Origin of the sequence: Sphingomonas glacialis, assembly GCF_006439055.1 — a bacterium.
Taxonomy (GTDB): Bacteria; Pseudomonadota; Alphaproteobacteria; order Sphingomonadales; family Sphingomonadaceae; genus Sphingomonas; species Sphingomonas glacialis_A.
In genome coordinates this window covers 715,611-726,934 of sequence record NZ_RCZC01000002.1, presented here as the reverse complement: position 1 = coordinate 726,934, position 11,324 = coordinate 715,611, and the positions used below count along the sequence as shown (strand labels likewise).

Below are 11,324 nucleotides of genomic sequence, written 5' to 3'. Positions count from 1 at the left end.
GCGATTTTGGTCCCGCGAAAAGCACAGCTTTCTTCGGCGATTAACTTCGATCAGGACGAACGTTCGGCCGCGTGGGCGCCAGTGTCTGCCGCGTCGTCCTGATCGGGCCCGGGCGCGAGCTTTTCCTCGCCGGAGAAGAGCCGGTCGAGCCGCCGGCGCGTCGTGCGATCGAATTCCGCCTTCGACACGGTCGACGGGCGCGAGAGTTCGAGCTCGTCGGCGATCGCCGCTTTGATCCGCGTAATTGCATCCTCCTTCAGCACGCCGGCCTTGACCAGTTCGGCGGACAACTGGAGCAAGCCGACCGCGGTGGCATGCGCGCGCAATCCGACGAAACTGATGAGGTCATGGACTTCCTTACCGGCTCTCGCGTCCATCGTGATGCTCCTATGCTTGGGTCGTGCCGCAGCGGCCGCCCGTTTGGGTGTCCATCCTCTGCTCTTTTTGGGTCACCGCAAGCGCAACCGGCTCGGCCCGACGCATTGCTGCGCCGACCGATCCCTGGCGCCGGTGTCAGCGCGCGTGGTGCGCGTGGAACAGCCGGCCGCCTTCGACCCAATAGACGATCGCCAGAACGACCAGCCCGATCGCGAGATACCCAATCGCGAGCGGATAGGTCGTGCCGTTATACGATTGTCCGATCAGCGACCCGACCACGACCGCGCCGACGCTGGTGATGAAGCCCTGGATCGACGAGGCCGTCCCGGCGATATGCCCGACCGGCTCCATCGCCATCGCGCCGAAATTGGATCCGCACAGGCCGATGCAGGTCATGCTCAGCGCCTGGAAGACCATATAGGTGACGAGCGACTCGGCCCCCGCAGCGATCACCGCGATGTGCAGCACCGACAGCGCGATCAGCACGAGCAGGGCGGTCTGCGAGATCAGCCGCGTACCAAGCTGCTCGATCAGCCGGCTGTTGGCGAACGCCGCGCAGCCCATCGAGAAAGCGCAGATCGCGAACAGGATCGTGAAGCGTTCGCCGGCATGGAATTCCTCGACGAAGATCTGCTGCGACGAGGAGACGAACGCGATGATCGCGCCGAACGTCATCGACGCCGCTACGGCATAGCCGGCCGAAAAGCGGTTGGTCAGCGTCAGCCGATAGGCCTGGCCGAGCGCGGCGAGCGACAGCGGGGAGCGCCGCGAAACCGCCAGCGATTCCCCGAGCCGGAAGAAGGTCCAGCTCAGCACGAACGCGGCGAAGGCGGCGAGCGCATAGAAGATGAAGCGCCACGGCCCGAAGGCGAGCAATACCTGTCCGAGGCTCGGCGCGAGGATGGGCACGAGGAAGAAGATCATCTGCGCGACCGACAAGGTCCGCGCCATCTGCCGCCCCGAAAAGCGATCGCGCACGATCGCCACCGCGAGCACGCGCGTCGACGCCGACATCAGCCCCTGCAGGAAGCGCGCGCCGAGCAGCGCCGCGAAGGTCTGCGATCCACCCGCGAAGATGCTCGCCGCGACGAACCCGACGAGCGAGATCAGCAAGATCGGCCGCCGCCCGTAGCGATCGGCGAGCGGGCCGTACACGAGCTGCCCCGAGCCGAAGCCGAGCATGTAGATCGTGATGATCCACTGCCGCTGGTTGGCGGTGGAGATCGCCAGGCGGTGGCCGATATCGGCGAGCGCGGGGAGCATCAGATCGACGCCGAGCGCGTTGACCGCCATCAGCGCGGCGACGAAGGCGACGAATTCGCGTTGCGACATGGTCCGGGCGGTCGATGTATCAGGCATCGCTGCCGACTAGGCCGAACAGGTCCGCAAGGCCATCCGTTCATTTTACCGCCGGCAGGTCCCCCGCTTCTCTTACGCCCCGCTTACGCCCCGCGGATCGGGATGCCCGGCAGCGCCTTGGCGGTACGGATCGTCAGCGATGTCTTGACGCTTGCCACGTTGGGCGCGGGCGTCAGATGCGTCATCAGGATTTCCTGGAAGCTCTTGAGATCGCTCGCCACGATCTTCAAAATGAAGTCGATCTCGCCATTGAGCATATGGCATTCGCGGACCTCGGGGATCGTCGCGACATGCTCCTCGAACGCGGCAAGATCATGCTCGGCCTGGCTGCGGAGCGAAACCATCGCGAACACCGTGATCGGAAAGCCGAGCGTTGCCGCGTCGATTTCGGCGTGATAGCCGCGGATCGCACCAGCTTCCTCGAGCGCGCGGACCCGCCGCAGGCAGGGCGGGGCGGTCAGCCCGACGCGTTCGGCCAGTTCGACGTTGGTCATCCGTCCGTCGTCCTGGAGCAGTTCCAGAATCCGCCGGTCGATCGAATCAAAGCTCATTACGTGCAGCTCCCCTACGACGCGTCTTTCGCGTCGCATGCTCTGCCCCCAGCATAAGATAATTGCCGGCGAACGCAATTGTCCCACAATGCGACGTCTCGAAATCTTGGGCTTCCACGGAGTCGCGTGCCCAGTTAAGAAAATCTTACGGCGCGATGGGCGACCAAGGGGACGACGCGACGTGCGCTTCGACGATAGCCTGGACACGGTGCTTTCGGCAGACATGTCGACCGCGTTCGGCGCGCAGTCGGCCTGGCGGCAGCTGGTCGATCTGATCGGCCGCGGACGGGCTGCGGCGGACGCGCCGGCGATCGCGCGGCTTGCGCAGATCCGCCGCGACGTTCCCCCGCCGATCCGCGCCGCGAGCGCCCGCGCGCTCGCCTTCGCCACACCGCCAGCCGCGCTCGTCGCCTTCTTCGCGCAGGACGACCTCGCCATCGCCGCACCGGTGTTGCGCAGTGCGACCCTGTCGATCGCCGAATGGGTCGCGATTTTGCCCGGCCTTTCGCCCGCCGGACGTTCGGTGTTGCGCCATCGGCGCGACCTGGCGGACGGGGTGACGCGCGCGCTCGAGAGCTTTGGCAGCGTCGATTTCGTGCTCGGCGCGCCCGAGCCCGTTGCATCCGAGGTCTTCGTGGACGAGCCCGTCGTGGACGAAGTCGCGGTGCCTGTAACCGCGGCTGTCGTGGAAACGCCCGCCACGCCGATCGCAGAGCCCGAGCCCTTCGTCATTCCCGAGACGATCGCGCCCGTCTCGCCCTTCCTGTCGATCGCATCGGTCGCGGCGTCGATGCCGGTCGTCGCCGAGGCGCGACGTCGCGCCGAACAGGCGGCAGATGGTACGACCGGCGCAGCGACGCCTGCCACGCCGCAATCCGCCAAATCGCAGTCGGGGACTTTCCCGATCGCCGAGCTCGTCGCGCGGATCGACGCCTATCAGCGCCAGCGCGCCGAGGCGCCGACGCCGCCGCCCGCTATCCAGCCCGAGCTTTTCGTCATCGAGCCGCGCCACGCCGAGAGCTTCCGCTTCGAAACCGATGCCGGCGGCGTGGTCCGCTGGGTCGAGGGTGCCGCGCGCGCGCCGCTGATCGGGCTGACGCTCGATCATGGTGCGCTGGGGTCGCCGGTCGATGGCGGTGCCGCGGGTGCCTTCCGGCGCCGCGCCGAGTTCACCAATGCGCGGCTGGTGGTCGATGGGACTTCGGACGCGGCGGGGCAGTGGCGGATCACCGGCATCCCGGTGTTCGACCGCGCGACCGGCCGCTTCACCGGCTATCGCGGCAGCGCGCGGCGCCCGCGCGCCGACGAGACCGCGGCACCGGCGCGTGAAATGCGCAGTCCCGCCGCCGACGCGCTCCGCCAGCTCGCCCACGAACTGCGCACGCCGACCAACGCGATCGCGGGCTTCGCCGAGATGATCGAATCGCAGATGCTCGGCCCGGTCCCCGCGCCGTATCGCGAGCAGGCCGGCGTGATCCGCACCCAGACGAGCAGCCTGCTCACCGCGATCGACGATATCGACATGGCCGCGCGGATCGAGACGCATGCGCTCGACCTGCGCGCTGGCGACGTGCCGCTGGAGCCGCTGCTCGTGCGGATCGCCGAGGATCTCGCGCCGCTCGCGACGCTGCGCGGGGTCGTCCTCGATCTGGCGGTGGCCGACCCCGCAGTCGCGATCCGCGGCGACGATCGTGCGGTCGAGCGGCTGATCGCGCGCTTGCTCGCGACGCTGGTGGCCGCAGGCGGCGCGCGCGAGCGGATCGGTGTCGCCGTCCGGCGCGAGGAGGGCGCGGTCGTGATCGGGTTCGACCGTCCCCGCGCGCTCGCGGCGTATGCCGAGGAAACGCTGCTGACGATCGACGCCGAATCCGAGGCCGAGCGCGCCGACGAGACCGGCGGGGGGCCGCTGCTCGGCACCGGCTTCGCGCTCCGCCTCGCGCGCAATCTCGCCGTCGAACTGCGCGGGAGCCTGACGATCGGCGAGCAGAGCTTGACTTTGCGGCTGCCGGTCGCCTTTTCTGCCGACATGGAGCAGGCGTCCAGCAACTGACCGTGGCTGCACCCATGCCACCCACCGCGCATCGCCCGCGCGCGCCAGAGCCGCGCGACCTGGTGGCGTGGCCCGCGGCGTTCGGCACGCGTTTCGTCGTCCTCGTCGATACCGAGGAAGAATTCGACTGGCACGCGCCGCTGGCGCGCGATGCGCACGGCGTGTCGGCGATATCCGCGCTGCCCGCGGCGCATCGACGCTTTGCCGAGCACGGCGTTCCGCTGACCTATATGGTCGATTATCCGATCGCGACCGATCCGCGTGCGATCGCGACATTGGCAGCGGTGCTCGAAGACGGCGTGTCGGCGGTCGGCACGCAATTGCATCCGTGGGTCAATCCGCCGTTCGACGAGACGCTCAGTCCGGCGAACAGCTATGCCGGCAATCTCCCCGAAGAGCTCGAGGCTGCGAAGATCGACGCGCTGACCGACGCGATCACGCGCGGGATCGGCACGCGGCCGATCGCCTATCGCGCGGGGCGCTACGGGATCGGGCCGAACACGCTGCGGTTGCTCGCCGAGCGCGGGTACCGTGTCGATAGCTCGATGCGGTCGCGTTATGCCTATTCGGGTGACGGCGGTCCGGATTTCGCCGAGATCGGCAATGCCGCGTTCCGCACCGGACCCGGCGGCGGGATCCTCGAACTGCCGCTGACGACGATCCATACCGGCTGGCTGCGCCGTGGCGGGACCCGGCTGTATCGCACGCTGGGGGCGCTGCCCAAGGGGCGTGGGCTGTTCGCGCGCGCGGGTCTCTTGTCGCGCGTCGCGCTGACGCCCGAGGACATGCCGCTGCGCGATGCGCTCGAGGCGATCGCGGTGGCGATCGGGGAGGGGCTGCGCTTGCTCAATTTCGCCTTTCATTCCCCTTCGCTGGCACCCGGCCATACCCCTTATGTCCGCGATGCCGCCGATCTCGCGCGGTTCTACGCCTGGTGGGACGCTGTGTTCGCGGATCTGGCGCGGCGCGGCGTCCAGCCCGCGTCGCTCGACGCGGTGATTGTCGCTGCGGGCTTGCCAGCTTCGGGGGCAGGGCGCTAACGAGCGGGCGGGGGGCCTGTAGCTCAACTGGTTAGAGCTGGCCGCTCATAACGGCTAGGTTGCGGGTTCAAGTCCTGCCGGGCCCACCATCACGACCCTGCGCTGGAATTCCAGCGGTCCCTCGTCCCAAAGAAAGGGAGGCGGGCGATCGCGACTGTCTTGTCCACGGCAGGTCACAACTGGATCTGATCCTTCAGCCCTAAGACTAAGCGCTGCTGCGCGCTCTTTAGCAGAAAATCTCTGCTTCATCGCGGCCTATCGATTAAATCAGATCAAAGTCTTAGAGCGCGAACTCATGTACTCCATCGCTTGTGCCTCTGCGACTTACCCCTATAGCCTGCCTTCAGGCACGCCAGATGGATCCGGATGGCGGTATCGAGACGGTGGGTCTTGCATGCGCTGTCCGCACTGGGGAGTATCGGTGACGTGATCCCCGCTTCGAAGCGAGCGGCATTGAGACCGACACCCGAGCGCGTGTCGCGTCTGCCCGCGACTTCCGACGGCGCGGCGGCTCAGTCTACGAATTTCGCCGACGCCGTTCCGCATTTGTTGTTCCGTGCCGCGCCGGACGGTCGGTTCGAGTTCCTCAATCGCAGGTTTGCCGAGCTTACCGGACATGATCCCGTCGAACTGGGCGTGGAGCAAGGCTGGCTCAACGCGCTTCACCCCGACGATACGGCGCGGCTTCGCGACGATTTCACCGCTGCGCGCGGCGCCGGCACCGAGGTACGCAGCAAGATCCGCTTGCGGCATGCCGACGGCACCTTTCGATGGATGCTGCTGGTTGCGCGGCGCCCGGACGCCGCCGACGGGGACGATGCAGCGAGCTGGTATGGCGGCGCCTCCGACATCCATGCCGAGGTGATCGCGGAAGCGGAAGTTCGTGACCTCAATGCGACGCTGCAAGAGCGCGTCGATCGGCAGACCGCCGAACTGTCGCGCACCGAAACACGCTATGCGAGCCTGTTCGCGGTGAGCAAGATCGCCTTTGCCGAGCAGGAAATGGCGGACGCGGCGCGGATCCTCCATGCGCTGAAGATCAACGGCGTGACCGATCTTGCGCGCCATATGGCCGACCATCCCGAATTGCTGACGCGGTGCGTGGCGGCCGTGAAGACCGTGTCGGTCAACGAGGCCTGCGTGCGGATGCTCGGTTTCGACACCGTCGATGGGGCGGTGGATCGGCCGGTCGAACGGACGGCGGACGATATCGAAAGCGTGTTGCTGCGCCAGTTCGAGATGATTTTCTATGGTTGGGACAATGTCGAGGGACGCGTCGTCCTGATCGGCAGCAACGGCCGCCGCGTGCCGGCCTTCTATTCGGTCACCAGGCTGGCCGACGAGCGTCAGCTCTCCAGCATGATCGACATCAGCCGCCAGGATCGCATCGAAGAAATGCGGCTGGCGGTGCAGGAGGAACTGGCGCGCGCCAATCGCGTCGCGACCGTGGGGGCCTTTTCCGCATCGATCGCGCATGAGCTGAGCCAGCCGATCGCTTCGGCGCAGATGGATGCGGGGACCGGGTTGCGGCTGTTGCGGCGCGATCAGCCCGACATCGAGGCGGGGATCCGCCAACTCGAGCGCATTTCGTCGACCATCCAGCGGATCACGACGATCGTCCAGCACACCCGGGACCAGATCAGCGGGGGGCAGCGCGACTCGCAGCAGATCGATCTCGCCGTGCTTGCCCGCAAAACCTGCGATCTGCTCGATCGCGAGATGCGCGCCAATGGGATCGACGTCACGCTCGAACACGAAGCGCCCGCAATGCTGGTGCTCGGCGATTTCGTCGACGTCCAGCAGATCCTGATCAACCTGATGAACAACGCGCGCGATGCGATGCGCGACATGGATGGCGCGGGCAAGTCGATCGCCGTGATGGTGCAAAGGTCGGGCGGACAGGTGGAAGTCTCGGTTGCCGATCGCGGCACCGGGATCGCCCCCGACGATCTCGACAAGCTCTTTCAGCCGTTCTTCACGACAAAGGCGGGGGGCATCGGTCTGGGGTTGCAGATCTGTATCTCGGCAATCCAGCGACTGGGCGGCGAGATGCGGGCAGCCAACCGGGCGGGCGGGGGTGCCGTTTTCACGTTCAGCCTGCCGGCCGTCATGCCTTGAACGCAGCAGGGCGCGGGGCAAGTGACGGGCTGATCGGGGACGCACGAGGGCGACGGGGAAGTGCTGATGGGGAAGTGGCACGCGAGTCTTATCACTCTGGCAACCTGCGCCGGCGCGCTGCCGGCGGGGGCGGCGTTCGCGCAGGTCGCTCGCCCGGAAGCGTTGCCGTTCGGATCGGCCGTTCCTCCGGAACCGGCATCGGACGAGATCCTGGTGACGGCGCGGCGGCGCGATGAGAGTCGGCAGACCGCCCCGATCGCGCTCACGGCCGTCGATGGCGCCGCATTGGCGCGAACGCATGTCGATATGATCGCCGATCTTGGCGCGATCGACCCGTCCGTCACGTTCAGTGCCGCCAATATCGGTAGCTCGACCGCCAATCTGATCGTCCGCGGTCTTGGGACAACGGGCAGCAATCGGACCTTCGAGGGGTCGGTCGGCGTGTTTATCGACGGCGTCTATCGCACACGCGCCGCTGCCGCCCTGCAGACCTTCGTCGATATCGGCGAGGTGCAGGTGCTGCGCGGACCGCAGGGAACGCTGTTTGGCAAGAACACGACCGGCGGCGCGGTGCTGCTGTCGTCGGAACGTCCATCGACCGACCGTTCGGCCGGCTTCGTGGACGCGAGCTATGGCAGCTATAACGCGCTCACCCTTCGTGCCGCCGAGAACATCCCGCTTTCCGAAAGGGCGGCGATCCGCGTTGCCGGGGTGATAACCCATACCGACGGCTTCTTCCGCGATGTGACGCGGGGGCGCCGCGTGAACGACGACACGACGCGGGCGGCCAAGGTCCAGCTGCTGCTCGACCCCGCACCTTCTGTCTCGATCCATCTGATCGGCGATTATACGCGCAGTGTCGGAAACTGCTGTTACGCCACGTCGCTGATCACGACCGGTCCGTTGCAGCCGTTGATCGAATGACCGCCCCTTGGTCTTGCCAGCGCGCATGGCGCTGGCGACGGCCTGGACATCGTCCAAGCCGATTTCGTTCACCGTCAGGGCGAGCTTGTCGAGATCGAGATCCGTTGCCAGGCGCTGCCACGCGCGTTCACGCACGACCTGCGGCGCGTTGACCGAGTCGATCCCGGCCAGCGTCACGTTGCGCATGATGAACGGCAGCACGGTCGCGGACAGCTCGAACCCACCGACGAAGCCGCACGCCGTGACCACGCCTCGATATTGGGTCTGCGCCAGAACGTTGACCAGCGTCCGGCCACCGACGCTGTCGACTGCGCCCGCCCATCTCTCCTGGCCCAGTGGCTTGGCTTCGCCAGAGAGGGTCTCGCGGTCGAGGATCTCCGCGGCGCCAAGGCTCTGCAGATACGCCGCCTCGGACGTCTTGCCGGTGGACGCGACGACGCGATATCCCAACTTGGCCAGGACGGCGATCGCGATCGATCCGACGCCGCCAGAGGCTCCGGTGACGAGGACGTCACCGCGCTGTGGGGTGATCTTGCCGTCTTCCAGCGCCAGGATGCTGAGCATGGCGGTAAAGCCAGCCGTGCCGATGGCCATCGCATCGCGCGTGCCGATCGCGTCCGGCAGCTTGACGAGCCAGTAAGCCTTGACCGTCGCACGCTGCGCGTAGCCGCCATTGTGCGTGTGGCTCAGCCCCCATCCGGTGGCGACGACCTTGTCGCCAGCAACGAAGCGGGGATCGGACGACCGCTCGATCGTTCCGGCAAAGTCGATCCCGGGGATCAACGGGAAGGTCTGGATGATCTGCGGGCTGACGAAGGCAAGCGCGTCCTTATAGTTTACGTTGGACCATTCGACCGCGACCGAAACATCGCCGTCTTGGAAAACATCGTCCTCGACGGTCGTAACGGAGGCGCTGATCGCGCCGTCGGTTCGGGTCGCGAGAATCGCTCGAAATGCCACAGGACGGGCTCCTTTCTTGAAGACGTCTGTCGTGTGGAATAGGAGCGACTGGCGATCTTCGTAAGAACGCACAAGTATCGCTGATACTATCATTGATGATACTATTGGAATTGGAGCAGTCCGATGCGGCCGAAGCGTCTCGATCCCAAAAGTGGGTGCGCCGTGGAGCTCACGCTGTCGATCATCGGTGGTGTCTGGAAACCCCTGATCCTCTTCCACCTGCTCGGCGGTAAGAAGCGCTTCATGGAAGTGTCGCGGCTTATCCCTAGCGCGACGCAGCGGATGCTGACGCTGCAACTGCGCGAGCTGGAAGCCGATGGGCTCCTGACGCGGCATGTCTATGCCGAGGTGCCGCCAAAGGTGGAGTATACGGTGACTCCGCTTGCCAAGACCCTGGCGCCGGTCATGCTCAGCCTGCGCGACTGGGGCGAGCGCTACCGACGCGAGCAGCAGGACCTGCCGGCGCTGCAGGGCGATTGCCCCCACGAGGCGGCTCCGCGCGCCGTATCCGGAAAGGCGGGTGCGATCCCCGCGATCGTCGAACCCGAGCGAATCGCCATGCCCGTCGCCGACTAGCGGCAATGGCGCTCGCGGCATGCTGCGCTCATGCCGCCGGCAGTTCGCCCGTCATCACGAACGACGTGCCGATCGCGACCGGGACATACCGCGCATCTGCGTTGAGCTTGCGGGACATCAGGTCGACGATCCGCGATCCGAGGCCTTGCCCGCTTTGCCCGTCGTCCGACCGACCGCGGCCTCGGTCGCGAACCTCGAGGGTGAAGCCGCGCGCGGCATCGCTGCCCAGCACAATTTCGATCGGGCCCGGCTGATCCGGCGCATAGGCGTGCTTGCACGCGTTGATGACGATCTCGGTGACGATGATCCCGATGACACCGGCAAAATCGCTCGGCGCGGCGACCGGCTCGGCCTCGAGGTGGATGTCGCGGTTCTCGCAGCTGAAGCTGCCCCGCAACCCGCCGAGCAGATCCATGAGATAGGCGCGCAGATCGACGCCGTTCGCGCCATCCGACCCGTACAGGTGCCGGTGGACGCCGGCGATGGCGCCAATGCGCTGGACCGACGTCTCGATCGCGGCTCTCGCGTCGGGATCGGTGGTTTCGCGGCCCTGCGCCGACAGCAGCGACGACAGCAGTTGAAGGCTGTTTGCGATCCGATGATCGGCTTCGCGGTGCCCGACGCCTTCGTGTCCGGACGGAGCCGGGCGACGTCCGGCGCCTTCACCGTTTAAAATCATCATCGCGCAGATCCTCCATCGATCGCACTCTGGTCCGAGGCTGCGGCCGAGGGAACAATACGGAGGTCTGCCCATCCCTGTGCCGAGGCACGGGATAGGGGGGGCTTCGTGGCGGTTCGTGCGCTCTTTAGCTGCGGCCGCGTGCGATCGATTCGAGCGCATCGATAAGGGCTAGAGCGTCGAACGGTTTTCGGAGAAGGCAGCGGACCCCAGCGGTCGCTGCTTGGTCGTCGAGCCCGGGAGCCGGAAATGCGGTGATCAGGATAACCGGCAGTGGCCGCGTGCACTGGATATGGCGAGCGAGCGCGAGCCCGTTCATTCCGGGCATCTGCAGGTCGGTTACGACACAGTCGAGACAGCTCAGGCGGCCTGACGCCATCAAGGCGTCGGCGGTCTCGAACATCTCCGATTTGAGCCCGATGCTCGCGACCAAAGCCGCAACGGCACTTCGCACGTCCGCGTCGTCGTCGATGATTCCGATAACGGTTTGCGCTTTAGGGGCTGCGGATGTCTGCTGCACAGTCCCTTCCTTCGCGTCCGAAATGCGGTTCAGGCTGACGTGCTTAACGAGAAAGACGAGAGATCGCCGCTCCGCGCTGCAAGGCTTCCTTCGATCAATGACGCTATTGGCGGCGCTTAGCTAGCGGAGAAATACGACCCAATACCTAGGTATGGGCATCCGGCCGCCA

The 11,324-nt window shown here is 66.4% G+C and carries 10 protein-coding genes, 1 tRNA gene and 1 pseudogene; 6 read left to right on the top strand and 6 right to left on the bottom strand.

Annotated features, from left to right (window positions below):
* Positions 1 to 50 precede the first annotated feature (50 nt).
* The 3 genes from EAH76_RS07290 to EAH76_RS07280 all read right to left on the bottom strand — a co-directional run bounded on the left by EAH76_RS07290 (position 51) and on the right by EAH76_RS07280 (position 2,288).
* A complete protein-coding gene (locus EAH76_RS07290; RefSeq protein ID WP_241659597.1) occupies positions 51 to 377 on the bottom strand; it encodes a hypothetical protein in 327 nt (108 codons plus the stop codon).
* Between the two features lie 136 nt (positions 378 to 513).
* Entirely contained in the window at positions 514 to 1,710 is a 1,197-nt protein-coding gene (locus tag EAH76_RS07285) for a multidrug effflux MFS transporter (protein WP_140849565.1), read from the bottom strand.
* A 110-nt stretch (positions 1,711 to 1,820) separates the two neighbouring features.
* Positions 1,821 to 2,288: an Lrp/AsnC family transcriptional regulator gene (locus EAH76_RS07280; protein ID WP_140849563.1), complete on the bottom strand. Its 468-nt coding sequence runs from the start codon at positions 2,286 to 2,288 to the stop codon at positions 1,821 to 1,823.
* Between the two features lie 181 nt (positions 2,289 to 2,469).
* On the opposite strand from EAH76_RS07280, the gene EAH76_RS07275 reads away from it, so the two are divergent.
* The 5 genes from EAH76_RS07275 to EAH76_RS07255 all read left to right on the top strand — a co-directional run bounded on the left by EAH76_RS07275 (position 2,470) and on the right by EAH76_RS07255 (position 8,420).
* Entirely contained in the window at positions 2,470 to 4,338 is a 1,869-nt protein-coding gene (locus EAH76_RS07275) for a sensor histidine kinase (protein ID WP_431357976.1), read from the top strand.
* A gap of 14 nt (positions 4,339 to 4,352) precedes the next feature.
* Complete coding sequence (locus tag EAH76_RS07270; protein ID WP_140849561.1) at positions 4,353 to 5,378, top strand: polysaccharide deacetylase family protein; 1,026 nt, start codon at positions 4,353 to 4,355, stop codon at positions 5,376 to 5,378.
* 12 nt (positions 5,379 to 5,390) lie between these two features.
* Positions 5,391 to 5,467 (top strand) — tRNA-Ile (locus EAH76_RS07265).
* Positions 5,468 to 5,852: 385 nt separating this feature from the next.
* On the top strand, positions 5,853 to 7,496 hold the full coding sequence (locus tag EAH76_RS07260; protein ID WP_161988986.1) for an ATP-binding protein: 1,644 nt from the start codon (positions 5,853 to 5,855) through the stop codon (positions 7,494 to 7,496).
* A gap of 66 nt (positions 7,497 to 7,562) precedes the next feature.
* Positions 7,563 to 8,420, top strand: a complete 858-nt coding sequence (locus EAH76_RS07255; RefSeq protein ID WP_140849557.1) for a TonB-dependent receptor plug domain-containing protein — start codon at positions 7,563 to 7,565, stop codon at positions 8,418 to 8,420.
* Between the two features lie 57 nt (positions 8,421 to 8,477).
* Here EAH76_RS07255 and EAH76_RS24830 read toward each other — a convergent pair.
* A pseudogene (locus EAH76_RS24830) lies at positions 8,478 to 9,473 on the bottom strand (MDR family oxidoreductase); the annotation flags it as partial.
* 30 nt (positions 9,474 to 9,503) lie between these two features.
* Here EAH76_RS24830 and EAH76_RS07245 point away from each other — a divergent pair.
* Positions 9,504 to 9,956: a winged helix-turn-helix transcriptional regulator gene (locus EAH76_RS07245; RefSeq protein WP_140849556.1), complete on the top strand. Its 453-nt coding sequence runs from the start codon at positions 9,504 to 9,506 to the stop codon at positions 9,954 to 9,956.
* A 28-nt stretch (positions 9,957 to 9,984) separates the two neighbouring features.
* On the opposite strand, the gene EAH76_RS07240 is transcribed toward EAH76_RS07245, so the two are convergent.
* Positions 9,985 to 10,638, bottom strand: coding sequence for a sensor histidine kinase (locus tag EAH76_RS07240; protein ID WP_161988985.1), 654 nt, complete (start codon positions 10,636 to 10,638; stop codon positions 9,985 to 9,987).
* Between the two features lie 124 nt (positions 10,639 to 10,762).
* Complete coding sequence (locus tag EAH76_RS07235) at positions 10,763 to 11,155, bottom strand: response regulator (protein WP_161988984.1); 393 nt, start codon at positions 11,153 to 11,155, stop codon at positions 10,763 to 10,765.
* Positions 11,156 to 11,324: the final 169 nt, after the last annotated feature.